Here is a 26,280-nt window from a genome sequence, read left to right as displayed (position 1 = left end):
CTCAGTCCTCCACCACCCAGGTGTCCTTGGTACCGCCACCTTGTGACGAATTCACGACCAGCGAGCCTTCGCGCAGTGCCACGCGGGTCAGGCCACCGGGCACCAGGCGGGTCTCGCGGCCGGACAGCACGAACGGTCGCAGGTCGATGTGACGCGGCGCGATGCCGCTGTCGACGTAGGTCGGGCACGTCGACAGGCTCAGCGTCGGCTGCGCGATGTAGGCGTGCGGACGGGCCTTGAGGCGCTCGCGGAAGGCCTCGATTTCCTTGCTCGACGCCGCCGGCCCGACCAGCATGCCGTAGCCGCCGGAACCCTGGGTTTCCTTGACCACCAGCTCGGGCAGGTGCGCCAGCACGTGGGACAGGTCCTGCGGCTTGCGGCACTGCCAGGTCGGCACGTTCTTCAGTATTGGTTCCTCGGAGAGGTAGAAACGCACCATGTCCCCGACGTACGGGTAGATCGACTTGTCGTCGGCCACCCCGGTGCCGATGGCGTTGGCCAGCACCAGGTTGCCGGCGCGATAGGCCGAGAGCAGGCCGGGCACGCCGAGCATCGATTCGGGGTTGAACGCCAGCGGATCGAGGAAGGCGTCATCCAGGCGCCGGTAGATCACGTCCACCGGCCGCGGGCCGGCGGTGGTGCGCATGAAGACGCGCTCGTCGCGGACGAACAAGTCGGCGCCTTCCACCAGCTCCACGCCCATCTCGCGGGCCAGGAAGGCGTGCTCGAAGTAGGCGCTGTTGAAGCGGCCAGGCGTCAGCACCACGACGGCGGGGTTATCCAGCGGGCTTGAGCTGCGCAGGGTGTCCAGCAACAGGTTCGGATAGTGGTCGATGGGCGCCACGCGCTGCTTGGCGAACAGCTCGGGGAACAGCCGCATCATCATCTTGCGGTCCTCGAGCATGTAGCTGACGCCGCTGGGCGTGCGCAGGTTGTCCTCGAGCACGTAGTAGCTGCCGTCGGAATCGCGCACCAGGTCGACCCCGGCAATGTGCGCATAGATGTCGCGGTGCAGGTCCAGGCCCTGCATCGCCATCTGGTAGCCCTCGTTGGCCAGGACCTGTTCCGCCGGGATCACCCCGGCCTTGAGGATGCGCTGGTCGTGGTAGAGGTCGGCCAGGAACATGTTCAGCGCGCGCACCCGCTGGATGCAGCCGCGCTCCACCAAACGCCATTCGTTCATCGGAATGCTGCGCGGGATGGTGTCGAAGGGGATCAGCCGCTCGGTGCCCTGCTCGTCGCCATAGAGGGTGAAGGTGATGCCGGCGCGGTGGAACAGCAGGTCGGCCTCGCGCCGACGTTGCTCCAGCATCTCGGGCGGCGCGTCGGCCAGCCAGCGGGCGAATTCCCGGTAATGCGCGCGGCACTGGCCGTTCGCATCGTACATCTCGTCGTAGAAAGTGCGGGACATGCCGAACTCCTTGTCGCCAGCGTAGTGCTTGCCGTCGCAAGCCCCGTGCCAGCAGTGCAAAACCTTTCTATTCAATGACTTGGAAACGAAGCGCGCGCCCAAGGCCCCACTTTGGTGCAGCTCGCAGGGCACTCCGGCGCCCCCCGCCCTATTTGGCGCCAGTGCCCCTGCGGCTTAGGGAAAGTCTAGGCCACCGCCGCGCCACTCCCCGGCCGACATTGCGCGACACGACCATTGGCCGTAGCGGCCTCGCTTGTAGCCCCCCGGAGGCGCGACTACGCTGGACAAGCGTGTCCTTTTGCCATGACACCCATGCTGTCGCCCTGGTGCCCACCTTCGGCGCGGTCCGGCCGCAGAGGCTCCGAATCCAGATAACAGGAGTCCGATCATGCCCTCCCCGAAACTCGCTCCCCTGGCCTTCGCCATCACCTGCCTGCTCGCCAGCGGCGCCAGCCAGGCGGCCGAAGCCATCAAGCAGGTCGGCGCCGCCGAAGGCGCGCTCGACATCATTGCCTGGCCCGGTTACATCGAACGCGGCGAGAGCGACAAGAACTACGACTGGGTAACCCCCTTCGAGAAGGAGACCGGCTGCAAGGTCAACGTGAAGACCGCCGCCACCTCCGACGAGATGGTCAGCCTGATGGCCAAGGGCGGTTACGACCTGGTCACCGCGTCCGGCGACGCTTCGCTGCGGCTGGTCTACGGCAAGCGCGTGCAGCCAATCAACACGGCGCTGATTCCCAACTGGAAGAACGTCGACCCGCGCCTGCAGAACGCGCCCTGGCACACGGTGAACAACGAGCACTACGGCACGCCCTACCAGTGGGGCCCGAACGTGCTGATGTACAGCAGCAAGGTCTTCCCCAAGGCGCCGGACAGCTGGGCCGTGGTGTTCAAGGAGCAGAACCTGCCCGACGGCAAGAGCAACAAGGGCCGCGTGCAGGCCTATGACGGGCCGATCTACATCGCCGACGCCGCCGTCTACCTGAAGGCCACCGAGCCGTCGCTGGGGATAAAGGACCCCTATGAGCTTAACGAGGAGCAGTACGCCGCCGTGCTCAAGCTGCTGCGCGCGCAGCACGCCCTGGTCCACCGCTACTGGCACGACGCGACCGTGCAGATGAGCGATTTCAAGAACGAAGGTGTGGCGGCCTCCGGCTCCTGGCCGTACCAGGTAAACGCGCTGCAGGGCGAGAAACAGCCGATCGCCTCGACCATTCCCAAGGAAGGGGTCACCGGCTGGGCCGACACCACCATGATGCACGTCGACGCCAAGCACCCGAACTGCGCCTACAAGTGGCTGAACTGGTCGCTGGAACCGAAGGTCCAGGGCGACGTCGCCGCCTGGTTCGGCTCGGTCCCGGCCGCGCCGGACGGCTGCAAGGCCAGCACCCTGCTCGGCGCCACGGGCTGCGCCACCAACGGCTTCGACCAGTTCGAGAAGATCGCCTTCTGGAAGACCCCGCAGTCGGCCGGCGGCAAGTTCGTGCCCTATAGCCGCTGGACCCAGGACTACATCGCGATCATGGGCGGCCGCTAAGACCTAGAGCCTTCGCGAGCAAGCTCGCTCCTACGAAAAGCGCTTCGACTATAGGAGCGAGCGTGCTCGCGAACCCCGCGCCCCGCTCGTACGCCCCCCATGCGCTACCTTTTCTGAAAGACAGCAGCCACGCGGGTATCCCCATGACCACAGCCGTCCAGTTCACCGACGTGAGCCGCCACTACGGGGACGTGAAGGCCGTCGACCGGGTGTCCATCGAGATCCGTGATGGCGAGTTCTTCTCCATGCTCGGCCCCTCCGGTTCCGGCAAGACCACCTGCCTGCGCCTGATCGCCGGCTTCGAGCAGCCCAGCGCCGGCTCCATCCGCATCCACGGCGGGGAAGCCGCCGGGCTGCCGCCCTATGAGCGCGACGTAAATACCGTGTTTCAGGACTACGCGCTCTTCCCGCACATGAACGTGCTGGAAAACGTCGCCTACGGCCTGAAGGTGAAAGGTGTGGCCAAGGCCGAACGCCTGGCCCGCGCCGAAGAGGCTCTTGCGATGGTCGCCCTCGGCGGCTACGGCGGCCGCAAGCCGGCGCAGCCTTCCGGTGGCCAGCGCCAGCGCGTGGCCCTGGCCCGCGCACTGGTGAATCGCCCGCGCGTGCTGCTGCTGGACGAGCCGCTCGGTGCGCTCGACCTCAAGCTGCGCGAACAGATGCAGGTGGAACTGAAGAAACTGCAGCGCCAGCTCGGCATCACCTTCATCTTCGTGACCCATGACCAGGGTGAAGCGCTATCGATGTCCGACCGCGTGGCCGTGTTCAACAAGGGCCGCATCGAGCAGGTCGACACCCCGCGCAATCTCTACATGAAGCCGGCCACGCCCTTCGTCGCCGAGTTCGTCGGCACCGCCAACGTGCTGCGCGGCGAGGTTGCCCAGCGCCTGCTCGGCCAACCCGGCGCCTGGTCGCTGCGCCCGGAGCACGTGCGCTTCGGCGCGGCGGCGGATGGCGAACTGCAGGTCAGCGGCACTCTGCTCGACGTGCAGTACCTGGGCGCCGCCAGCCGCTACGAAATCGCCCTGGACGACGGCGGCCGGCTGGGCGCCGCATTGCCCAACAGCGAGCGTGACGAGCATCGTCCGCAGCCTGGCGAATCGGTGCGCGCATGCTGGGCCCGCAGCGCACTGGTGCCGTTGCGCGAGGAACCGCTGCCATGATGCGCGCGCTCTCCAGCTTCCTTTACCGGCGCAGCTCACTCTACCTGCTGATGCTGCTGATTCCGCCGCTGCTGTGGTTCGGCGTGATCTACATCGGCTCGCTGTTCGCCCTGCTCTGGCAGAGCTTCTACACCTTCGACGACTTCACCATGGCGGTGACGCCGGACCTGACCCTGGCCAACTACAAGGCGCTGTTCAACCCGGCCAACTACGACATCGTCCTGCGCACCCTGGGCATGGCCGTGGCGGTTTCGCTGGCCAGCGCCATTCTCGCCTTCCCCATCGCCTACTACATGGCGCGCTTCGCCGGGCCGAAGGAGAAAGCCTTCTTCTACATCGCCGTGATGCTGCCGATGTGGGCCAGCTACATCGTCAAGGCCTACGCCTGGACGGTGATCCTGGCCAAGGGCGGCATCCTCTACTGGGTGATCGAGAAGCTGCACCTGGTCGGCCTGCTCAACCTGCTGCTGCAGGTGCCGGCGGTGGGCGGCAACACCCTTTCGACCTCCCACCTCGGGCGCTTCTGGGTGTTCACCTACATCTGGCTGCCGTTCATGATCCTGCCGATCCAGGCTGCCCTGGAGCGCCTGCCGCCCTCGCTGCTGCAAGCTTCGGCGGACCTCGGCGCGCATCCGCGGCAGACCTTCGTCCAGGTCATCCTGCCGCTGTCCTTCCCGGGCGTGGTGGCCGGCTCGATCTTCACCTTCAGCCTGACCCTGGGCGACTTCATCATTCCCCAATTGATCGGCCCAAGCGGGCTGTTCATCGGCAGCATGGTCTACGTGCAGCAGGGCGCCATCGGCAACATGCCGCTGGCCGCCGCCTTCACCCTGGTGCCCATCGTGCTGATCGCCGTCTACCTGTCCATCGCCAAGCGGCTGGGGGGCTTCGATGCACTCTGAACGCCCCTCCTGGTTCCTGCGCCTGGCCGCCTGGGGCGGGTTGGTGTTCCTGCACTTCCCGATCCTGGTGATCCTGCTCTACGCCTTCAACACCGAAGATGCCGCCTACAGCTTCCCGCTGCAGGGCTTCACCCTGCGCTGGTTCGCCGAGGCCGCGCAGCGTGGCGACGTGCTCGACGCCATCTGGCTGTCGCTGAAGATCGCCGCCATCGCCACCCTGATCGCCATGGTCCTCGGCACGCTCGCTGCCGGCGCGCTGTATCGCCGCGACTTCTTCGGCAAGGAAGGCATCTCGCTGATGCTGATCCTGCCCATCGCCCTGCCCGGCATCATCACCGGTATCGCGCTGCTGTCGGCGTTCAAGACCCTCGGCATCGAGCCGGGCATGCTGACCATCGTCATCGGCCACGCGACCTTCTGCGTGGTGATCGTCTACAACAACGTGATCGCGCGCTTCCGGCGCACTTCGTTCAGCCTGATCGAGGCGTCCATGGACCTCGGCGCCGATGGCTGGCAGACCTTCCGCTACGTGATCCTGCCGAACATCGCCACCGCCCTGCTCGCCGGCGGCATGCTGGCCTTCGCGCTGTCCTTCGACGAGATCATCGTCACCACCTTCACCGCCGGCCACGAACGCACCCTGCCGCTGTGGCTGCTCAACCAGCTGACCCGCCCGCGCGACGTGCCCATCACCAACGTCGTCGCCATGCTGGTGATGCTCGCCACCATGCTGCCGATCCTCGGGGCCTACTACCTGACCCGCGGCACCAGCGACGTCGCCGGCGGCGGCAAGTGAAACCGTCCCAGCCCCACTAGCCAGAGGAGCCCCGAGATGCAAACCAAACTGCTGATCAACGGCCACTTCGTCGCCGGCGAAGGCGAGAAGCTGGACATCCTCAACCCCTCCACCGGCGAGGTCATCGGCCAGATCGCCGAAGCCACCGAAGCCCAGGTGGACATCGCCGTGCGCGCCGCGGACGCCGCCTTCGACAGTTGGTCGCAAACCACGCCGAAAGACCGCGCGATGCTCCTGCTGCGCCTGGCCGACCGCATCGAGGAACACGGCGAGGAGCTTGCCCGCCTGGAATCGCAGAACTGCGGCAAGCCCTACGCCGCCGCGCTGAACGACGAGATCCCGGCCATCGCCGACGTGTTCCGCTTCTTCGCCGGCGCCAGCCGCTGCCTGCACGGCTCGGCGGCGGGCGAATACCTGCCCGGCTTCACCTCGATGATCCGCCGCGACCCGGTGGGCGTGATCGCCTCCATCGCGCCCTGGAACTACCCGCTGATGATGGCCGCCTGGAAGCTCGGCCCGGCACTGGCGGCGGGCAACTGCGTGGTGCTCAAGCCCTCCGAGCAGACGCCGCTGACCGCCCTGCGCCTGGCCGAGTTCATCGCCGAACTCTTCCCCGCCGGGGTGGTGAACATGGTCTTCGGCCGCGGCCCGACGGTGGGCAGCCCACTGGCCAACCACCGGCTGGTGCGCATGGTCTCGCTGACCGGCTCGGTGGGCACCGGCAAGGCGATCATCCGCAGCGCCGCCGACAGCGTGAAACGCCTGCACATGGAACTGGGCGGCAAGGCCCCGGTGATCGTCTTCGACGATGCGGACCTCGCCGACGTGGTCGCCGGCATCCGCACCTTCGGCTTCTACAACGCAGGCCAAGACTGCACCGCCGCGTGCCGCATCTACGCCGGACGGAAGATCTACGACAACTTCGTCGCTGACCTCGCCAGCGCCGTGTCGAGCCTGAAGACCGGCCTGCAGGACGACCCGAATACCGAGCTCGGCCCGCTGATCACCGCGTCCCAGCGCGACCGGGTTTCGGGCTTCGTCGAGCGGGCCAAGGCGAGCCCGCACATCAAGATCGCCACTGGCGGAGGCCCGGTGGCCGGCAAGGGCTTCTTCTACCAGCCGACGGTGGTCGCCAACGCCCTGCAGGACGATGAGATCGTTCGCAACGAAGTGTTCGGCCCGGTGGTGTCGGTGACGCCGTTCAGCGACGCCGATGAAGCCATTCGCTGGGCCAACGATTCCGAGTACGGCCTGGCCTCCTCGGTGTGGACCCGCGACGTGGGCCGCGCCTCAAGAGTGGCGGCGCGCCTGCAGTACGGCTGCACCTGGGTGAACACCCACTTCATGTTGTGCAGCGAGATGCCCCATGGCGGCTTCAAGCAGTCCGGCTACGGCAAGGACCTGTCGATGTACGGCCTGGAGGACTACACGGTGGCGCGGCACATCATGTTCAAGCATTGAGGCGCCGAGGCTTTTTGCAGGAGCGGATCTTATCCGCGAAATTCCTGTGCAAATGTTGCCTGTAGGAGCGGCCCATGGCCGCGATATCGCGGACAAGGTCCGCTTGTATGGCGTTAGGGTAGGAACCTGTCGGGGTGTGGAGGGACAAGATCCGCTTCTGCAAGCCAGACGGTAGGAGACTTCCCCCACCCACCCGCTCACGACAAGCGCCGATAAGGAATCCATCGGATTGAGTAGCCGCTCAAACCGACAATACCGGCAAGCCTGCGCCAATGTGAGCTCCCGACAGGTTGGACCATCTTCACTGTCGGAGAACCCCATGACAAGCCAAGTTCCGGTTATCGGTATCGATGTCGCCAAGGAGTCGCTGAGCCTCTGCGATACACGCTCGGGCGAAGTATTCGAACTGGCCAATGACGTCCGCACAATCAAGGCCTGGCTGAAAACCCTTCCGCCCTGCTGCGCCATCGCGATCGAAGCGACCAGCACCTATCACATGGATGTTGCGACCCTGGCGCATGCGCGGGGACATCGGATCTACGTCATCAATGGCTTTCGCCTGAGCAACTACCGCAAGGGGATTGGTGGGCGAAACAAGGATGATCGCAGCGATGCCCTGCTGCTGGCCCGTTACCTGACCCACGAACAAGCGCAACTGGAGCCTTGGCAGCCGCCGAGCAAGGCCTACTGCCGCCTGCAGACACTGCTGCATCGGCGTGCTGCACTGGTCCGTAGCGCCATCTCGTTGCGCCAGAGCTTTTCCCAGGATCGCTCCCTGGCCAAGGCGCTGAAGCCTGTTCTCAAGCAAATGGCCACACTGGAGTCACGCCTGGAGAAAGAGATTCAACAGGCGCTGCGAGAGGCCGGCCTAATGGAGCAAAGCAAGCGCTGTCAGGCCATCGAAGGGATCGGACCGCTGACGGCAGCGGCCCTGAACCTGGCATTTCTGCGGGGACGCTTTCGCAATAGCGATGCCTTCATCGCCTTTATCGGATTGGATGTGCGGCTCAAGGAGTCCGGCCGCTATAGCGGCCGTCGAAAGCTGACCAAGCAAGGGGATCCTGAAATCCGTCGGCTGCTCCACAACGCGGCCATGGCGGCAGCGCGCACGCAGCGCTGGCAGGCCCTTTACCAAAGCTACCTGGCGCGCGGCCTGAAGAAGATCGAGGCCCTGACTATCCTCGCCCGCAAATTGGCCCGAATTGCCTTTGCCCTGATGCAATCCCAGACCAGCTACCAGCCTCCAAAGCAGGAGCCGTCATTGACATAGAATCTCCTACAGGGAGGGGATCAAACCAACTCTGCCAGCTTCAGCCAATGGGCGTAGAAGCCTTCGGCGACCTGGTTCAGCTCGGCCACCTTGCGTGGCAGTTCGTCGAGCATCACTTCCGCGCTTTCCTGGCTCGGCTGGCTCGGGTCGAGGTATTCCGGCCAACCGTGGATCCAGCCGCTGACCAGTTCCTCGGTCATCTCCGGATGGCCCTGCAGGCCGAGGATGAAGCCGCCCCAGGAGAAGCCCTGGTTGGCGCACCAGGGGCTGGACAGCAGGTGCTCGGCGCCTTCGGGCAGGTCGAAGCTGTCGCCGTGCCATTGGTAGATCGGGAACTCCTCGGGCAGGTGCGCGAGCCAGGGGCTCTGCGACTCCAGGCGGCGCATCGGCTGCCAGCCCATTTCCGTGTAGCCCTGGTGGCGGATACCGGCGCCCAGCGCCTTGGCCAATAGTTGGCCGCCAAGGCAGTGGCCGATCATCGGCACGCGGCGCTCGATGAAGCGCTGCAACGCGGCGATCTCGGTGCGCAGCCAGGGCAGGTCGTCGTTCACGCTCATCGGCCCGCCCATGATGGCGACTGCGCGAGGGCGCTCCAGGTCGTAGCCATCCAGTTCGCCGTGGTCGGCGCGGCGAACCTCGAAGGCCAGGTTGGCGCGATCGAGCACGCAGGCCAGGTGGCCCGGCGGGCAGAAATCGGCGTGGGTGAGAATCAGGATATCGGTCATGCGTACCTCCGCGCGGCAGTCTGCCGCAAAAGGCACGTGACCATAACCCCCCGCGTGCCCGCATGCTGGCCGTGCCGCCCTCCGGCGGCACGGCGCATTCAGGTTTACGGGAGTGGGAAGCCACCGGTCGTTCGGACCAGGCGGCGCAACGAAAGATGGTCGATCAGGGGTGCAGCAGGCTGGAGACTTCCTGGGTCACGCCCCAGCCATCGAGAACACCGCCCAGCGGCGCAACGACTTCCTCCAGGTCGTGCTCGAACGCGCCTATGGCGGCATGGGTGGCGAACATCACCTTGCTGATCTGCAGGTTCCAGCCGCCGTCATCGCGGGCTTCGACCTGGGCTCTCATGGACTCGCCGCGAAACTGTCGTGCGGCCTGGCGGGCATTCTGTTCATCGGAAAAGATGGCGAAGAAGTCGATGGGATGAATGCGGGCGAAATCGAAGCCGCCCTCCTTCATCCGACGGAGCACATTGACGCTGATATCCTCCGAGAGGGGCTTTTCCATGGTACGCACCTCCTTTCGAGACGGTCAGGGTTTCACCTAGTTTCCCCGCCTGACCCTGCGTGGCTGACGGCCGGGCGCATGGGGCGGGCACCTTGCTGTGCCTCAGGAAACGCCAAAATGAATCAAAGCCCTCCAATTGACTGCAAATTTCAGTGAACGTGCTGGGAAACGCGAACTTTCAGCCCAGTGCGACGCAGCCAACAGTTTCAGCGTAGCGCCATTGCCGGCCGCTTGCCGCCCCGCGCGTCATTCCAGCCGTTCGGCGGCGACGGGCGGCAGACTGGCCTCGCCGAACGCAACCTCGCGCAGCACGCCCACTTGCGGCCATCAGCGGCTGGAATCTAGTCGCGGCTGAGCCAGGCCATCACCCAGCGGTTGAGCGCCGGCGGCGAAACCTGCCCGGACCAGTACAGCGCCTTGAACAGCGCGCCTATCGGCCGATGCACCCCGCCGCTGTTGGCCTGGCGCCAGGCCGCCTCGGCGATGTCCTCGGCGCCCAGGCGCATGCCCAGGCGGCGCAGCACCGGCGGCTCGTAGCTCTGCCCGGTGACCATGGGCGTGCGCACGAAGGGTGGCATCAGGTCGGCGACGCGGATGCCGTGCTTGCGCCACTCCAGCTCCAGTGCCTCGGTCAGGCCGCGCACGGCGAACTTCGAGGCCGAATAAGTGGCCATTTCCGGCACGCCATAGAGCCCCGAGGCGGAGCCCATGTTGAGCACCTGCGCACCCGGCGTCGCCTTGAGGAAGGGATAAGCAGCATGGCAGCAGTTCAGCAGCCCCTGGACGTTGATCGCCAGCAGCCGGCCATGGTCTTCCAGCGGGATGTCCTCGAAGCGGCCGAAGCGCAGCACGCCGGCGCAATTGAAGAGGAGACGCAGCCGGCCATCGCAGCTGTCGGCGAAGTCCCCGACGGCATCGCGCACCGCCTGCGCATCGGTGACATCGAGCACGCGCCACCAGGCTTCGCCCAGCTCGCTGGCAAGCCGCTGCAGCGCCTCGCCATTCATATCCAGCAACCCCACGCGCCAGCCGCGCGCCTGGAAGATGCGTGCGCTGGCGGCACCGATTCCCGATGCCGCTCCGGTGATCAGAATGCTCTGCATCAGGCCTCTCCCTGCCATTGCCGGGAAAGGAACCCGGCGACTTCGCCCAGCGCGCGGTCGGCGATATCCAGCACGCCGGCGTGGGCCTGGAAGACATGCCAGCAGTCGCGATAGCGCTGCAGCTCGACCGCCACGCCCTGGCGATACGCAGCTTCCGCCAGGCGCAGGCTGTCATTGCGCAGCACTTCGTCCTCGCCAACCTGGATCAGCAACGGCGGCAGACCGGCAAGGTCGGCAAACACCGGCGACAGCAGCGCCGAATCGAGCGGTACCTGCGGCGGGCAGAACAGCCCAACGGCCTGCTCGACCCAGGCGCGGCTGATCAGCGGATCGCCGGCTGGCGGCTGGTGCCACTGCTTGCAGGTGACGTCGGTGACCGGCGAGAACACCACCAGCGCCGCCGGCAATGGCAGGCCGCGTTCCTTCAGCGCCAAGGCCAGTTGCAGGGTCAGGTGGCCGCCGGCCGAGTCGCCGGCGATCGCCAGCTTCTTCGGGTCCTGCCCGCGCTCGAGCAACGCCTGGTAGACCGCCAGGGCATCTTCCAGGGGGGCCGGAAAGCGATATTCGGGGGCCAGGCGATAGTCCGCAGCGCAAACTGCCGCACCGCTCAGGCGGGCCAGGTTGCAGGTAATCGCCCGGTGGGTAGCCGGCGAGCCGACCAGATACGCCCCGCCATGCAGGTAGAGCAGCGTGCGCCCGCCATCGAAACCGACCCGCTGCCACTCGCAGGCCACGCCGGCGATGATCTCGTCGCTGCGCGTCACCCCCCGCGGCGTGAGCGTTGCCGCGGTGAGCGCATTGAGTACGCGACGCTGCCAGGCGACCGGCACGGACGGACGCATCAACCCACGGAACAGCAGGCGCAACGCACCGCGCAGGAAACCGCTCAGCAGGCGCTGGGAACGGCTCGGTGGCGGCGAGAACTCAACGGGTGCAGTCATAGTCGGCGAACTCCGGCTGTTGGGTCTGACGGCGGTAGAGGAAGGTGTAGCCCGGCCAGTTGTTGGTGTTGCGCCCGCTGGCGGTCTTGTACCAGCTGTCGCAACCGCTCTCCCAGACCGTGTGCTGCAGCGAGTGCTGCAGGCGCCGGTTGTAGGCGCTCTGCACTTCGGCCTTCACGTCCAGGTAGCGCAAGCCCTGCTCGCGCAGGCGCTTCAGGCAGGCGAGCACGTAGGGGAACTGGCTTTCCAGCATGTAGACGATGGAGTTGTGGCCAAGGTTGGTGTTCGGCCCATAGAGGATGAACAGATTGGGGAAGCCGCTGACGCTGATGCCCTTGTAGGCCTCCGCGCCAGCCGCCCAGGCCTGCTCCAGCCCGCGCCCGCCAAGGCCCTGGATGCGCATCGGCGCGAGGAAATCGGTGGCGGCGAAACCGGTGCCGAAGATGATCACGTCTACCGGATGACGCTGTCCGTCCTGGGTGACTACGGCGTCATCGGTGACCTCGCGGATGCCCTGGTCGACCACCCGCACGTTGTCCCGCGCCAGCGCCGGGTAGTAGTCGTTGCTGATCAGGATGCGCTTGCAGCCCAGCGGGTAGTCGGGGATCAACCGATGGCGCAGCTGCGCGTCGGCAATGCCTCGACGCAGGTGCCAGTAGAAGTTCAGACGCATCAGCTTCATCAACGGCGGGAAGGTGGCGAAGGCCAGCACCCGCGACTCGTGCTGGATGTACTTCAGGCCACGGTCCAGGCGCTGCAGCCAGGGGAAGCGTGCCTTGATCCGACGCTCCCAGTCGGCATAGGGGCGGTCCGGCTTGGCGATCACGTACGGCGCGCTGCGCTGGAACAGCAGCAACTCGCTGACCTTGGGTGCGATCTGCGGAACGAACTGGATGGCGCTGGCGCCGGTGCCGATCACCGCCACGCGCTTGCCGCGCAACTCGACCTGATGGTCCCAGCGCGCCGAATGGAAGGCCTTGCCGCGAAAGTTGTCGAGTCCGGATATGCGCGGGTACGCCGGCCGGCTCAACTGGCCGGTGGCGCAGACCAACGCCTGAGTGCGCAGCTCCTGACCATCGGCGCAGCGCACCGACCACAGCCCGTCGGCCTCGCTGAACTGCGCCTCCACAGCCTCGCAACCAAAGCGTATGTGCTGGCGCAGGCCGTACTTGTCCGCGCAGTGGCGCAGGTAGCCGAGGATTTCCGCCTGCGGCGCGTACTTGCGCGTCCAGTCGGCCTTGGGCTCGAAGGAAAAGGAATACAGGTGCGAAGGCACGTCGCAGGCGGCGCCGGGATAGCTGTTCTCGCGCCAGACGCCGCCGACATCGGCGGCCTTCTCGAGGATCAGGTAGTCGTGGATGCCGGCCTGCTGCAGGCGGATTGCCAGGCCGATGCCGCCGAAGCCGGCGCCGATGATCAGCACGCGCAAGGGTGCCGGATCACGGGAATTGTTGTGCATTGTTGTGCTCCCGATTTAGCTGCTCGAAGGCGCCGCTGTGTGCGCCTTCGTCACCCGCCCCGCTGGCGGATGAGCATAGGCTAGTGGCCTGCGCCCCGCGGGTTTATGGCATAGTCGGACATTAAGTTGTGATTTCCGGACAATCACTCGGAGCCCTCGCGCCATGCCCGACGCCCTCCCCTGGTCGCCCCGCCGCAGCGCCATCAGCGTGCAGCTGCTTACGCAGTTTGGCCTCGACCATGGCCTGGACCTCGACGCCTGCCTGCTGGGCAGCGGCCTCAGCCTGGCGCAGCTAGCCGGACCCGGCGGCGAGATCGAGGCGAGCCAGGAGCTGCAGGTGCTGGGCAACCTGGCCAAGCACCTGCACCCAGCCCCCGGCAGCGGCCTGCTGGCCGGCCTGCGCTACCACCTGAACGTCTATGGCATCTGGGGCTTCGCCCTGCTCAGCAGCCCGACCCTGCGCAGCGCTGCCCTGCTCGGCCTGCGCTACCTGGGCCTGACATTCGTGTTCACCCAGCTGCGCCTGGAGGAGTTCGACGGCGAGGCGCACGCACTGATCGACGACAGCGCGCTGCCGGAGGGCCTGCAAACCTTCGTCCGCGACCGCGACCTGGGCGGCACCCTGCGCATCCTGCAAGACCTGATCAACGGCCCACTGCCGATTCTCCGCGCCGAGCTGCGAGGCCCCGCGCCTGTCGACTGCAGCCTCTACCGGGAGCAACTGGGCGTGCTGCCGACCTTCGGCGCGCCGGAAAACCGTATCGTCATCGATGCCCGCGTGCTCGACCGCCCGCTCCCCGGCGCCAATCCCGGCGTGGCCCGGCACTGCGAGGAGCAATGCCGCGCCCTGCTCGCACAGCGCCTGGAGCGCGGCGGCTTCGCCGGACGCATCCGCGACCGCCTGCTACGTACGCCGGGGCGCCTACCGGACATGGAACAGGTCGCCGAGGAGCTGCATATGACTTCGCGCACCCTGCGCCGCCGCCTGCAGGACGAAGGCAGCAGCTACCGCGCCCTGCTCGACGAAGTGCGTCAGGCGCTGGCCGAGGAACTGCTGGCGACCGGCGCCATACGCCTGGAAGAAATCGCCGAGCGCCTGGGCTATGGCGAGGCGTCGAACTTCATCCACGCCTTCAAGCGCTGGAAGGGCGTGCCGCCCGGGCGCTTCCGCGATCGCTAGCTCCCGATTTGCCCCAGCACTGCCTCCAGATGCTCGATGAAAGCGAGGATCTTGCGTGTGGCGCGGCGATGGCTGGGGTAGACGGCAAGGATCTGCTGGCCGAAGGCGTCCGGGTCGAAGCGGTAGTCATCCAGCACGCTGACCAGGCGGCCGTCGCGCAGGTAAGGCCAGGCGCTCCATAGCGGGCAAGGCATCACCCCGCGCCCCTTCAGGCAGGCGGCCAGCAGCAGTTCGTGGTTATCGCTGACCAGGCGCCCCTCGCGCGGGATGGAAAGGCGCTCGCCGCCACGCTCGAACCACCAGTGCGTGTCCAGCGCCGGGTGCCAGTACATGAGGCGGTCATGCGCGAGCAACTCCTCCGGATGCTGGGGTGCGCCGCGCTGCGCCAGGTACGCAGGGCTGGCACAGAGCACCAGGCGATTCTCCGCCAACGGCCGCACGATCAGCCCCGGCAGGTTGCTGTGGCCCATGCGCAGGGCGAGGTCGTAGCGACCGTCGAGCATGTCCACGTAGCTATCGCTCAGGTCCACCTGCAGGCGCAGCTCGGGATGCCGGTCGAGGAAGTCGGTGCAGGCATCGTTGAGAAACGCCGAACCGAAGGCCAGCGGCGCCGTGACACGCAGGCCGCCGCGCAAGCTGTGCTGCAGCTGGGTGATTTCCTCGGCGGTCTCGTGCATGCGCGCCAGCACCTCGCGGGCGCTGTCCAGGTAGAGCTGGCCAGCCTCGGTCAACGCCATGCTGCGGGTTGTCCGCTCGAACAATCGCGTGCCCAGGCTGCCCTCCAGTTGGCCGATGGCCTTGGTCACCGCCGAGGGCGTGCGCCCGAACTGCTCGGCCGCGCGGCTGAAGCTGCCGGTTTCGGCGCAGGCGACGAACAACGAAAGGTGGCTGAGCCTGTCCATTTTTTCCATTTCCTCACAAGTCTTGTGCCGCCCCTTGCCTTTCGGGCGACGGTCCATCGCCAGTAGCCTCTGGCGCAGACCAATAAAAATCAACCACCAAGAAAAGAGGAAGTCATGCGAAGGCTGATCAAAGGCGCACTTGCCGTTGCAATCGCACTGGGGACTTTGGAAGCAAATGCACAAAACGCCGACCTGATCCTGTACAACGCCAAGGTCTTCACCGGCGAACCTGGCCAGCCGCTGCAGCAGGCCGTGGCCATCGTCGGCGACAAGGTGCTCAAGGTCGGCGGCAATGACGAAATCCGCGCGCTCGCCGACGGCCACAGCAAGCAGGTCGACCTGGGCGGCAAGCTGCTGATGCCGGGCTTCATCGACAGCCATTCGCATTCGATCTTCGGCGGCCTGGAACTGATTTCCGCCAGCATGGGCGACGAGCAGGTCAGCCTCGCCGAACTGGAGAAGCGCCTGCGCGATGCCCGCGACAAGGGCACGGCCAAGGTCGGCGACATCCTCGTGATGAACGGCATGAACTCCAGCTACTGGTCGCAAGCCGCCGACCTCGCCAAGCGCTTCAACGCCGGCGAATGGGCGCAGGTGCCGATCGTCATGGTTGGCAGCGACCACCACACCGCCTGGGCCAACGCCGCCATGCTGCGCCGCGCCAAGCTGGACGCGAAGCTGGTGCGTTCGCTGCCGGCCGCTGAACAGCACAACATCGGCCACGACAAGCACTTCAACCCGACCGGCTTCGTTGTCGATTCGGGCTTCGACCGTGTCGCGACCGCCATGCCGGCACCGGACCAGCAGATTCTCGACCGCGCTGGCGAAGCCGCGGTGAAGTACAACAACAGCCTGGGCATCACCGCCTGGATGGACCCGGCGGCCAACGGCATGCCCGGCGAGGCCATCTTCGACATCAAGCCCACCGAGCACACGTTCGGCGTGCTGCCGACCTACCGCGACCTGGCGAACAACGGCCAGCTCAGCGCACACGTCGCCGCGCTGCTGGTGGTCAATCCGAAGAGCCGACCGGCCGACCTGGAAGTGATCGACAAGGTGCGCCAGCAGTTCCAGGGCATCCCCAACCTGACCCTGCCGGGGATCAAGGTGTTCGCCGACGGCGTGCTGGAGTACCCCGCACAGTCCGCCGCGCTGCTGGAGAACTACAAGAACCTGCACAAGCCCGGCGAGCTGCTGCTCGATCCGAAGCACTTCGGCGAACTGGTCAGCGCCGCCGACCAGCGCGGCTGGCTGGTGCACATCCACGCCATCGGCGACCGCGCGGTACGCGAATCGCTCAACGGCTTCGCCCAGGCGCGGCATGACCGCGACAGCGGCATCGCCCACTCCATCACCCACCTGCAGCTGGTCAATCCGGCGGACTTCCCGCGCTTCAAGCAGTTGGGCGTGATCGCGTCGATGCAGCTGGACTGGGCCACTGCCGAGGACTACACGCTCGATATGGTCAAGCCGTACATCGGCGACGACGAATACCGCTACATGTACCCGGCCAAGTCACTGCTCGATGCCGGTGCGACCATCGCCGGTGCCAGCGACTGGCCGGTTTCCACCCCGGACCCGCTGCGGGCGATGTACCAGGCGGTGACCCGCAAGGGGCCCAAGGGCGTGCTCAACCCCGAGGAGCGCATCGACCGCCAGACCATGTTCTACGCCTACACCCTCAACGCGGCGAAGACCATCGGCCTGGAGAAGCAGATCGGCAGCCTGACCGCCGGCAAGCAAGCCGACCTGGTGGTGATCGACCGCGACCTGTTCAGCGTGCCCGACGAAGAGCTCGCCGAGGCCCGCGTACTGCGCACCCTGTTCGGCGGCCGCGAGGTCTATCGCGCCGACGGGCAGAGCGCACTCTGATTCCCGACGCTCCAGTTCCGGGCCGTTGAAGGCCCGGGCTTTTCCCGCCGCCCTCTCCTTCTCGCTTCCCGGTTCGCCGGCCGGAGGGGGCTGTGCGGGCTTTTTCCCTGCCCACTACAACCACAACAACGGGTAAGTCCATGAAACACAACGCTCTGATCTTCGGCGCGCTGCTCCTCGGCACGCCTTTCGCCAGCACACACGCTGTCGAGCTCACCCCCGACCTCGCGCTCCAGATCGAAACGACCCTCGCCAGCGACTACCGCAGCCGCGGCATCTCCCAGACCCAGAACGACCCGGCGATCCAGGCCGGCGCCACCCTGCAGCACAGCAGCGGTTTGTACCTGGGCGTGTGGAGCTCCAACGTCGACTTCGGCTACGACACCAAGACCCGCCAGGAGCTGGACTACTACGCCGGCTGGTATTGGCAGGCCACCGAGGACGTCGGCCTGGACCTTGGCTACATCCAATACCGCTATCCGAAGGAGTCGCAGTTCGACCAAAGCGAGGTCTACGCCATCCTCAATGCCTACGGCTTCGAAGTGGCGGCGTATTACTCCGACGACATGCCGACCTACTTCGGGCGCAACCAGAGCAACCTCTACAGCTACGTCGGCTACGGCTTCGACCTGCCGGCCGAATTCCGCGCCAAGCTGCGCCTGGGCCGCAACGACGCCAAGGACCCGCTGTACGTCGCCGGCAACGGCGACACCCGCCATACCTACCAGGAATGGGAAGCACGCCTGGATCGTGACTTCGCGGGCATCGACTGGTCGCTGAGCTACATCGACACCGATCTCTCGCAGAACGAGTGCTACAACTGGCAGGGCTTCAAGGACATCTGCACGGCCACCGTGGTGGCGCGGGCGACAAAGCAGTTCTGACGCCACGCCCCGTAGGAGCGGGCCATGCCCGCGATTCGCGACCACGGGCCGCTCCTACACCATCCCCTCATCCCCGCGAGCACGGGACGCGGCTCCACGCTTGCGCTGGTCCGAAGGGGAATCACCTTGTTGGGCGCATAACCGTTCGCGGTCATGCGCCGCCGCCCCGCACGAAAACGGCGGATAACCCCCTCGGGGTTATTCGTATATGGACTCCTCCCGGTTTGCCAGTGTTTGGCGGGGATTTCGAACCTAGGTACGACTGCGTCCGTATATCCGGCTTCATGGAGCGGTGTGGCAGCTCCCGAGCCCTGATGAAATGCGCGCCTGTATGTCTGATCGCCCTAACGGCTTTGCTTCACGGCAGCAGGGAGCCCGCGGATAACCCAGGTTTCATACAGGCCGGTTCGACCGGTTCGTCATCAATGCCATTCACTGTGCAATCGTGGTGGAGCGTTTCTACAGCGGTGTTGCCGGTAACGCTCAGGCGGGTTGGTAGGTGGTTTCCCGACTGAGCAGGGCCCAGACGATCCGGGCATTCTTGTTGGCCAGGGCAACGGCGACGGCGTTGGCATTGCATCGTTGCAACAGGCCTTGCAGCCAGCGACTGCGAGCATCGGTCTTGTTGGCGCAACAGCGTACGACCGAGCGGGAGCCATGGGTGAACAGGGTGCGCAGGTAGGTATCGCCACGCTTGGTGATCCCGCCCAGGCGCTGCTGCCCGCCCGTGGAGTGTTGCCGTGGCACCAGGCCCAGCCAGGCCGCGAACTGACGCGCCGTGCGGAATTGCCGGGCATCGCCGACCGCTGCCACCACCGCGCTGGCGGTGAGCGGGCCGATGCCTTCCACGGCCAGCAGGCGCTGGATGCGCGCATCCTCGCGCGCACTGCGCTTGATCACTCGCTCCAGTCGCTCGATGCGGGCATCCAGCGCCTGCAACTCCTCTTTCAAGCCGCTCAACAACTCGCCCATCGGCGCCGGCAAGGGCACCGGCTCGGCAGCGGTGACCGTCTCGAGCAGTTCGACCGTCGCCGCGCGCCCGCGTCGGCTGGCGACCAGGCCGAATTCGCCGAGCAAGCCGCGAATTTCGTTGCACAGTGCCGTACGGGCCCGGACCAGACGGCTGCGAATGCGATGCACGGACTGCCCGGCCTGCTGCTGCGCACTCTTCACCGGCACAAAGCGCATGCTCGGACGGCTGGCCGCCTCGCAGATCGCTTCGGCATCGTGGGCATCGTGTTTGTCACCCTTGACGTAAGGTTTGACGAACTGCGGTGCAATCAAGCGGACCTCGTGCCCCAGCCCCTGCAGCTCTCGCGCCCAATAGTGCGCACTGCCGCAGGCCTCCATCGCCACCAGGCAGGGTGCCAGCTGGCGAAAGAAATCCAGCATCTGCGCCCGCTTGAGCTGCCGCCGGCACACCACGCGCTCGTGGCTATCGACGCCGTGCACCTGAAATACCTGCTTTGCCAGATCCAGACCAACGCGACTAATGTTCATGCTGACTCCCCCTCCGGGACTTGTGGCTACACCATCAGTCTGGCGCTTGACGCCGTAGGAGGGAGGAGTCCATTTCATTGCCCTACAAGAGCTGCACTGCGGCTCTGACTCTCGCTTTGAAGTCTTCCAGAGAAACATTCGTGCACGCCGAAACGAGACGCTGGATCCCCGCGTTCGCGGGGAAGACGTGAAGGGGGACGCGGCGCGTGAATGTAGGAGCGGACCTTGTCCGCGAATCGCGAGCAAGCTCGCTCCTACTGGGATAAAGCGTGCGGGAAGTTTCGCGGATGAATCCGCTCCTACAGGTCCAGGAGCGGATCACCCGGCGGGGATCAGAACACCAGCTTGTAGCCGATGCTGAACAGCATCACCGCCAGGCACGGGCGCAGCACGCCATCGGGGATGCGGCCGGAGAGATGGCTGCCCAGGTAGATGCCCGGCAGCGAACCGCACAGCAGGTAACCGAGCAGGTGCCAGTCCATGTTGCCCATGCTGGCGTGGCCGAGGCCGGCGACCAGGGTCAGCGGGACCGCGTGGGCGATCTCGGTGCCCACCAGGCGGCGGGTAGCGAGGAACGGATAGAGCACGAACAACGCCACGGTGCCCAGGGCGCCGGCGCCGATGGAGGTCAGCGCCACCATGCTGCCGAGCGCTACGCCAGTCAGCACGGTCAGGCTGTTCAGGCTGCTGCCCTTGAGGTGGTAGTGATCGCCGGCGTGACGATGAGCGAAGGCCAGCAGCTTATGTTTGAACAGCACGGCCAGCGCAGTGAGCAGCAGGACGAAGCCCAGCGCGTGCTTGATCAGCGCGTTGAGTGCTTCGAGGTTCGAGCCGAGGCTGTGCAGGAACAGCAGGGTCAGCGCCGCCGCCGGGACGCTGCCCAGGGTCAGCCAGCCGGTGATGCGCCAGTCGATGTTCTTCTGCCGGCCATGCACCAGCACGCCACCGGACTTGGTGACGGCGGCGTACAGCAGATCGGTGCCCACGGCCGCGGCGGGGTTGATCCCGAACCACAGCAGGATGGGGGTCATCAGCGAGCCGCCGCCCACGCCGGTCATGCCGACGATGAAGCCGACCACCAGGCCTGCGACCACGAAACCGAATACACCCACTTCCATCATCACTTCCTGAAGGCCGAACACGGCCTAGATGAACCGGCGCGCAGCATAGCGGCTTTTCTTATAACCGCTTATACCTTTATGGTCTTACTTTATAACCGCGAGCCGGCGGTTAGCGCGTGGCATGACGCCGCAAGCCTCGCGCTCGAAACACCGCACCCGATGCAATGAAAAAGGGGCCACGAGGGCCCCTTTTTCAGTGACACGGTCCGGTCAGTTCTTGGCCGGTTTGCTGTCCACCACACCACCGGTGTTGTCCAGCAGGCTCTTGGTCGCCGTCTGGATGAACGAGTCCAGGCGGTGCAGCAGCTCCGGACGGTCCGGCGCGTCGTCCACCCGCTTGATCTGCGGGTTGGCGCCGACCTGGTAGTCGTAGACGCGGATGTCGCCTTCCTTCGGTTTGATCAGGATGCGGCCGCCGTTGAGGATGGCCACCACGGGCTCGTTACCGGACGGCTTGATCACGCCGAAGCCCTGGTCGCCGGCCGGCAGGTTGAGCAGGTCGCGGCCCCAGCACTGCTGGCGGGTTTCGCCGCCCAGGCGGCCCATGATGGTCGGCACGATGTCGATCTGGGTGCCGACGGTGTCGCGGGTGGCGCCGAACTTCTCCTGGACGCCTGGGGCGATGATCAGGAAAGGCACGTTGAAGCGGAACAGGTCCATCTCGGTCAGCTGCTCGGGCGAGCCGAAGCCGTGGTCACCCACCACTACGAAGATGGTGTCCTTGTAGTACGGCGACTTCTTGGCCTTCTCGAAGAACTGGCCCAGCGCCCAGTCGGAATAGCGCATCGCGGTGAGGTGGTCGTCCAGCGAGCCGTAGCCCTTCACCGGCTGCACTGGCAGGTCCTTCGGCAGTGCGTAGGGCACGTGGTTGGACAGGGTCTGCAGCAGGGCATAGAACGGCTTGCCCTCGCCCGCCAGCTTGTCCAGCTCCTCGTTGCCGCGGGCGAACATGTCCTGGTCGGACACACCCCAGGTCGGGTCGGAGAACACCGGGTTCACGAAGTCGTTACGGCCGATGAAGGTGGTCATGCCCTGGTTGGCGAAGAAGCCCGACTGGTTGTCCCAGGCGAAATCACCGTTGTAGACGTAGACGTCATTGAACTGACGGGCGCTGAGCAGCTGCGGCAGGCCGGAGAACTTGTGGCCGCCCTCGGGCGTTTGCATCAGGTACTCGAAGCCCGGCAGGTTGGGGAAGCAGGCCATGGTGGCGAACATCCCCTGGTGGGTGTGGGTGCCGTTGGAGAAGAAGCGGGTGAACAGCAGGCCTTCCTTGGACAGTTTGTCGAAGTTCGGCGTGATGTCGCCCTTGGCGCCCAGCGCGCCGACGTAGTGGCCGGCGAAGCTCTCCATGAGGATCACCACCACGTTCTTCACCGGCAGCGTGCCGCTGGCCGGCGGGGTGTAGTCGCGGCGGACGGCGGCCTTGTCGGTATCCACCAGTTGCTCGTCCGGCAGGACCAGCATCTTGCGCACGGTGTCGCGGGCCTGGTCGTCCGGCATGGTCGGCTTCCAGATGCGGTCGCGGTCGTCGTCCATGCGGCTTTCGAAGGCCTTGAGCAGGGTCAGCGAGCCGTTCAGGCCGAGCTGGTTGGCGAACATCGAGTCAGTGGTGAACGCATCACCCCAGCGCAGCGGCGGGCCCTGACGCAGGGTGCCGCGCGAGGCCAGGACGCAGAGTGCGACGACCAGCAGCAGCACCGGTACGCGCAGGTACCAGGCGGCGATAGGCGCGCCGGTGGCGCTCGGCCGAGTCGCGCGGTCGATACCCCTGAACACCAGGTACAGCAGCCAGGTGGCGAAGGCCCAGGCCAGCAGGTAGCGGACAACCGGGTAGCCGTACCAGACCATGCTGATCACGGTCTTCGGGTCTTCGGACATGTACTGGAACACCAGGCTGTTCAGGCGCTGGTGGAACTCGCGGTAGAAGTCCAGTTCGAGCACGCCCAGGAACAGCGTCAGGCTGGCGAAGCAGGTCAGCCAGATGCGCCACAGGGTGCGCCAGCGCATGGCGCTGGCGCTGAGCAGGGCGAACACCAGCGGAACCAGTGCGAAGACCACGGCGCGGATGTCGAAGCGCATGCCGTTGAAGAACGCCTCGAAGAAGGTGCTCGCCGGGGTGCTGCCGATCAGCTCGCGGTTATAGATGAACAGCGCCAGGCGCAGCAGGGAGAACATCAGCATCAGCGCCAGGGTGCTGAGCAGGATGAATCCCAGGTGGCTGGATACGGTCGCGCGGGTCAGGTTGCCGGCGCGCTGGCGTGTATTCAGGACTTCCGATTGGCCCATGGTCAGGTTCCGTGTTCTTGAACGTTCGATATCGAGCGTGTGCCGCCCGTCAGCGGGCGAGGTGCAAGGCTGCATGCGCAGCGCAAGGGTACCGGGCGTGCGCTCGACCCAGGCCGAGCGGCAGGCGAAATCCGGCGGCGCATTCTATGCGGACCACGCTTAGCCGAACCTTAAATGCCCGGCTGCATTCGTATCCGGATGATACGCCCCGGCGCAACCGCCGGATTATGCCCGATGCGGGTGAAAAAAGAGTCATGCCCCCGCCGGGGGGGGGGGGGCCCCCGCCGGTCAGTCGTTGCCCGGCTTGCCGATGGCCTGGAGCACGTACTGCGGCAGGGCGAAGGCACCCAGGTGGATTTCCGGGTTGTAGTAGCGGGTGGCGATGCCGCTGGCGGCGAAGCGTTGGCGCAGGGTTTCCAGCGACACGCGGCGCAGTGCCGGATCGGTGGCGCCCCAGGCGAAGGTCATGCTGCCGCCGATGTAGGTCGGCACGGCCGCCTGGTAGAAGTGCCAGTCGGCGAACAGGCCGTTCATCCGCCCGGCGGTGTTGCGCACGGTATCCAGCTGCATGAACGGGGTGCCGTTCTGGGTCACCAGCACGCCGCCCGGGTTCAGGCAACGGTGGCAGGCCTGGTAGAAGTTCTCCGAGAACAGCACCTCGCCCGGGCCGATCGGGTCGGTGGAGTCGGAGATGATCACGTCGAACTTGTCCTGGGTGGTGGCGACGAACCGCATGCCGTCGTCGATCACCAGGTTCAGGCGCGCATCGTCGAAGGCGCCGTTGGAGTGGCGCGGCAGGAATTCCTTGCACATGTCGACCACGGTGCCGTCGATCTCGACCATGGTGATGTGCTCGACGCTGGCGTGCTTGCTCACTTCGCGCAGCATGCCGCCGTCGCCGCCGCCGATGATCAGTACGCGCTTGGCGGCGCCGTGGGCGAGGATCGGCACGTGGGTGAGCATCTCGTGGTAGATGAACTCGTCGGCCTCGGTGGTCTGGATGACACCGTCCAGCGCCATCACCCGGCCCATGCGGGCATTCTCGAAGATCACCAGGTGCTGGTGCTCGGTGCGCACCTCGTGCAGCAGCTGGTCGACGCTGAAACGCTGGCCGTAGCCTTCGTAGAGGGTTTCCAAGTATTCGCGCATGGGGCGGGCTCCCGATGAGGGGTGGATGAAGCGGGCCACAGGCCGGCCATGAAAGGCGCGCATTCTACTGTGCGGGGCAGGACAGGTCGAACCCGCGAAATTTGAAAGTCGACAGCGGGACGACAGCGCCTCGGCGGCAGGTTATGGTCAGCGCCATGAACCGCCAATCCCCTCCCCTCGTCTTCCACCTGCCCTACCAGCCGCCGTTCGACTGGCAGCAGTTCCATGGCCATTTCGCCCTGCGCCGCCTGGTCGGCGTCGAGTGCCTGGGCGACACCCACTACCGACGAAGTCTGCGCCTGAATGGCCGCAGCGGCTGGATGGACATCCGCCCGCTGGCCGACCAGCCGGCCCTGCGCCTGGAGCTACACCTGAATGGCGAAGCTGACGCCGAGCCGCTGGAAGCCAAGGTGCGCAAGATGTTCGACCTGGACAGCGACCCGCACGGCGTCGCCGCCTGCCTGAGCGCCGATCCGCTGCTGCAACCGCTGCTCGTGGCCTGGCCGGGGCTGCGCCTGCCCTGCGCCTTCGATCCGTTCGAGCAGGCTGTGCGCGCCATCGTCGGCCAGCAGGTCACGGTGAAAGCTGCCGTGACCATCGTTGGTCGCCTGGTGCAACGTCTCGGCGAGCCCTTGGAAAACGCCGTAACCGACGGCCCGCACCGGCTGTTCCCGACGCCGCGGGCCATCGCCGAGGCGAACCTGGACGGCATCGGCATGCCCGGCAAGCGCGTCGCCACCCTGCAGCGCTTCGCCGCTGCGATAGCTGAAGGGGCGCTGGAGCTGCATGTGGAGGATGGCGCGGAAGTCTTGGTGAAACGCCTCTGCGAGCTCCCCGGCATTGGCCCCTGGACCGCCGAGTACGTAGCCTTGCGCGCCTTCGGCGAAGCCGACGCCTTCCCCGCCGCGGACCTGGGCCTGCTCAAGTCGCCTGTCTGGGGCGAAGGTGGCATCACCGCGCGCGAGTTGCAGAAGCGCGCGGAAAACTGGCGGCCCTGGCGCGCCTATGCCGCGGTGTATCTGTGGCAGGCCTATTCGCAAGGCAGCCACATAGGAGGTTGAGCATGTTCTATCGCTATCACGACAGCCCCACCGGCCGCCTGCTGCTCGCCGGCGACGAAGCGGGCCTGCGCATGCTCTACATGGACCTGGAAACCCGGCACTACCCGCTGCCGGAATGGCAGGAAGGCAGCCCGTTGCTGGACGACGTAGCCCGCCAGCTCGACGAGTACTTCGCCGGCAAGCGCCAGCGCTTCGACGTGCGCCTGAATACCGGTGGCACCGAATTCCAGCGCCAGGTCTGGCAAGCGCTGCTGGAGATCCCCTATGGCTACACCACCGTCTACGCCGAGCTGGCCCGGCGCATCGGCCGCCCCAAGGCGATCCGCGCGGTGGGCACGGCCAATGGCGCCAACCCCATCAGCATCATCGTGCCCTGTCATCGGGTGATTGGCAGCGACGGCAGCCTTACCGGCTACGCCGGCGGCCTGCCGCGCAAGGAGTTGCTGCTACGCCTGGAAGGCGCCATCGAGGGCTAGAAGTCGAACGAGGTCTGCGCGGCTCGCGGGTCTTCGACGCCTTCCAGCGCCAGCATGCGCAGCTTGGCATCGCTCCCGCCGGGCGCCGAGAAGCCGCCGGTCTTGCCGCCGCTGGCGAGCACGCGATGGCAAGGGATGATCAGCGGGATCGGGTTGGAGCCCATCGCCTGCCCCACCGCCCGGGACAGGCCGACATCGCCCAGGCGCCGGGCGATCTCGCCGTAGGTGGTGGTTTCACCACGCTTGAGCTGAAGAATGTCGCCGTAGACGCGGCGGTGGAAATCGCTCACCGCCGACAGGTCCAGCGGCAAATGCTCGAAGGACACAACCTCGCCCCGCGCATAACCGAGGATCAGTTGGCGCGCCTCGTCGATGAACGCCGGCCAGTCGGCCGTCTCGCTGCCGAGCTGGTCGAAGCGCTGGCGCACGCTGTGCTCGGAGTCGCCCGGCAGATAGGCACGCGCGATGCCTTGCGAGCTCCAGCCGAGCCCGAAGCAGCCGAGTTCTGTGTCGATCAGGCAGTAATGCATGAAGCGAGTCTCCGTCTCCGGATGCGCCCCCGCAAGCCAT

23 protein-coding genes are annotated in these 26,280 nt (G+C 66.2%); 11 read left to right on the top strand and 12 right to left on the bottom strand.

The window, feature by feature from the left end:
• Position 1: 1 nt before the first annotated feature.
• Positions 2-1,411, bottom strand: coding sequence for a circularly permuted type 2 ATP-grasp protein (locus PKB_RS09425; RefSeq protein ID WP_043257109.1), 1,410 nt, complete (start codon positions 1,409-1,411; stop codon positions 2-4).
• A gap of 388 nt (positions 1,412-1,799) precedes the next feature.
• On the opposite strand from PKB_RS09425, the gene ydcS reads away from it, so the two are divergent.
• From ydcS to PKB_RS09395, 6 genes are all read left to right on the top strand, one after another.
• Positions 1,800-2,951: a putative ABC transporter substrate-binding protein YdcS gene (ydcS, locus tag PKB_RS09420; RefSeq protein ID WP_043251079.1), complete on the top strand. Its 1,152-nt coding sequence runs from the start codon at positions 1,800-1,802 to the stop codon at positions 2,949-2,951.
• Positions 2,952-3,094: 143 nt separating this feature from the next.
• Entirely contained in the window at positions 3,095-4,114 is a 1,020-nt protein-coding gene (locus PKB_RS09415; RefSeq protein WP_043251076.1) for an ABC transporter ATP-binding protein, read from the top strand.
• Positions 4,111-5,016: an ABC transporter permease gene (locus PKB_RS09410; RefSeq protein WP_156958011.1), complete on the top strand. Its 906-nt coding sequence runs from the start codon at positions 4,111-4,113 to the stop codon at positions 5,014-5,016. The genes PKB_RS09415 and PKB_RS09410 overlap by 4 nt, the downstream gene beginning before the upstream one ends.
• On the top strand, positions 5,006-5,812 hold the full coding sequence (locus PKB_RS09405) for an ABC transporter permease (RefSeq protein ID WP_043251072.1): 807 nt from the start codon (positions 5,006-5,008) through the stop codon (positions 5,810-5,812). Before PKB_RS09410 ends, PKB_RS09405 begins: the two co-directional genes overlap by 11 nt.
• Positions 5,813-5,848: 36 nt before the next feature.
• Positions 5,849-7,273: a gamma-aminobutyraldehyde dehydrogenase gene (locus tag PKB_RS09400; protein ID WP_043251071.1), complete on the top strand. Its 1,425-nt coding sequence runs from the start codon at positions 5,849-5,851 to the stop codon at positions 7,271-7,273.
• Between the two features lie 319 nt (positions 7,274-7,592).
• Positions 7,593-8,543, top strand: coding sequence for an IS110 family transposase (locus tag PKB_RS09395; RefSeq protein WP_043248478.1), 951 nt, complete (start codon positions 7,593-7,595; stop codon positions 8,541-8,543).
• 20 nt (positions 8,544-8,563) lie between these two features.
• Here the strand turns inward: PKB_RS09395 and PKB_RS09390 are convergent, their stop codons facing one another.
• From PKB_RS09390 to PKB_RS09370, 5 genes are all read right to left on the bottom strand, one after another.
• Positions 8,564-9,268 (bottom strand): type 1 glutamine amidotransferase, encoded by a 705-nt coding sequence (locus tag PKB_RS09390; protein WP_043251070.1) that lies wholly within the window; start codon positions 9,266-9,268, stop codon positions 8,564-8,566.
• A 163-nt stretch (positions 9,269-9,431) separates the two neighbouring features.
• A complete protein-coding gene (locus tag PKB_RS09385; protein WP_043251069.1) occupies positions 9,432-9,776 on the bottom strand; it encodes a ribonuclease E inhibitor RraB in 345 nt (114 codons plus the stop codon).
• A 341-nt stretch (positions 9,777-10,117) separates the two neighbouring features.
• Entirely contained in the window at positions 10,118-10,879 is a 762-nt protein-coding gene (locus tag PKB_RS09380; RefSeq protein ID WP_043251068.1) for an SDR family oxidoreductase, read from the bottom strand.
• Positions 10,879-11,820 (bottom strand): alpha/beta hydrolase, encoded by a 942-nt coding sequence (locus PKB_RS09375; RefSeq protein WP_043251067.1) that lies wholly within the window; start codon positions 11,818-11,820, stop codon positions 10,879-10,881. Before PKB_RS09375 ends, PKB_RS09380 begins: the two co-directional genes overlap by 1 nt.
• Positions 11,804-13,279, bottom strand: coding sequence for a flavin-containing monooxygenase (locus PKB_RS09370; protein ID WP_043251066.1), 1,476 nt, complete (start codon positions 13,277-13,279; stop codon positions 11,804-11,806). Before PKB_RS09370 ends, PKB_RS09375 begins: the two co-directional genes overlap by 17 nt.
• 163 nt (positions 13,280-13,442) lie before the next feature.
• Here PKB_RS09370 and PKB_RS09365 point away from each other — a divergent pair, with 163 nt between their 5' ends.
• Positions 13,443-14,459, top strand: coding sequence for an AraC family transcriptional regulator (locus PKB_RS09365; protein WP_043251065.1), 1,017 nt, complete (start codon positions 13,443-13,445; stop codon positions 14,457-14,459).
• Here PKB_RS09365 and PKB_RS09360 read toward each other — a convergent pair.
• On the bottom strand, positions 14,456-15,361 hold the full coding sequence (locus PKB_RS09360; protein WP_043251064.1) for a LysR family transcriptional regulator: 906 nt from the start codon (positions 15,359-15,361) through the stop codon (positions 14,456-14,458). The two genes, PKB_RS09365 and PKB_RS09360, sit on opposite strands and share 4 nt — an antisense overlap.
• Before the next feature lie 114 nt (positions 15,362-15,475).
• On the opposite strand from PKB_RS09360, the gene PKB_RS09355 reads away from it, so the two are divergent.
• Together PKB_RS09355 and PKB_RS09350 are read left to right on the top strand one after the other, a co-directional pair.
• Complete coding sequence (locus PKB_RS09355; protein ID WP_043251063.1) at positions 15,476-17,233, top strand: amidohydrolase; 1,758 nt, start codon at positions 15,476-15,478, stop codon at positions 17,231-17,233.
• A gap of 140 nt (positions 17,234-17,373) precedes the next feature.
• A complete protein-coding gene (locus PKB_RS09350) occupies positions 17,374-18,117 on the top strand; it encodes a TorF family putative porin (RefSeq protein WP_043251062.1) in 744 nt (247 codons plus the stop codon).
• 483 nt (positions 18,118-18,600) lie between these two features.
• Here the strand turns inward: PKB_RS09350 and PKB_RS09345 are convergent, their stop codons facing one another.
• The 4 genes from PKB_RS09345 to speE all read right to left on the bottom strand — a co-directional run bounded on the left by PKB_RS09345 (position 18,601) and on the right by speE (position 24,173).
• Positions 18,601-19,617 (bottom strand): IS110 family RNA-guided transposase, encoded by a 1,017-nt coding sequence (locus tag PKB_RS09345; RefSeq protein WP_043249792.1) that lies wholly within the window; start codon positions 19,615-19,617, stop codon positions 18,601-18,603.
• 332 nt (positions 19,618-19,949) lie between these two features.
• Entirely contained in the window at positions 19,950-20,735 is a 786-nt protein-coding gene (locus PKB_RS09340) for a sulfite exporter TauE/SafE family protein (protein ID WP_043251060.1), read from the bottom strand.
• A 213-nt stretch (positions 20,736-20,948) separates the two neighbouring features.
• The gene (locus tag PKB_RS09335; RefSeq protein ID WP_043251057.1) at positions 20,949-23,024 is read right to left on the bottom strand and encodes an LTA synthase family protein; all 2,076 of its coding nucleotides are present in this window, start codon (positions 23,022-23,024) and stop codon (positions 20,949-20,951) included.
• Between the two features lie 288 nt (positions 23,025-23,312).
• Positions 23,313-24,173: a polyamine aminopropyltransferase gene (gene speE, locus PKB_RS09330; RefSeq protein WP_043251054.1), complete on the bottom strand. Its 861-nt coding sequence runs from the start codon at positions 24,171-24,173 to the stop codon at positions 23,313-23,315.
• A 155-nt stretch (positions 24,174-24,328) separates the two neighbouring features.
• Here speE and PKB_RS09325 point away from each other — a divergent pair, with 155 nt between their 5' ends.
• Together PKB_RS09325 and PKB_RS09320 are read left to right on the top strand one after the other, a co-directional pair.
• Positions 24,329-25,234 (top strand): DNA-3-methyladenine glycosylase family protein, encoded by a 906-nt coding sequence (locus tag PKB_RS09325; protein WP_043257107.1) that lies wholly within the window; start codon positions 24,329-24,331, stop codon positions 25,232-25,234.
• A gap of 2 nt (positions 25,235-25,236) precedes the next feature.
• On the top strand, positions 25,237-25,710 hold the full coding sequence (locus PKB_RS09320) for a methylated-DNA--[protein]-cysteine S-methyltransferase (protein ID WP_043251052.1): 474 nt from the start codon (positions 25,237-25,239) through the stop codon (positions 25,708-25,710).
• Here the strand turns inward: PKB_RS09320 and PKB_RS09315 are convergent.
• On the bottom strand, positions 25,707-26,240 hold the full coding sequence (locus PKB_RS09315; protein ID WP_043251050.1) for a methylated-DNA--[protein]-cysteine S-methyltransferase: 534 nt from the start codon (positions 26,238-26,240) through the stop codon (positions 25,707-25,709). The genes PKB_RS09320 and PKB_RS09315 overlap by 4 nt on opposite strands.
• Between the last annotated feature and the right edge of the window lie 40 nt (positions 26,241-26,280).

Source organism: Pseudomonas knackmussii B13, from assembly GCF_000689415.1.
GTDB lineage: Bacteria > Pseudomonadota > Gammaproteobacteria > Pseudomonadales > Pseudomonadaceae > Pseudomonas > Pseudomonas knackmussii.
This window is presented reverse-complemented; position numbering and strand designations above follow the sequence as displayed.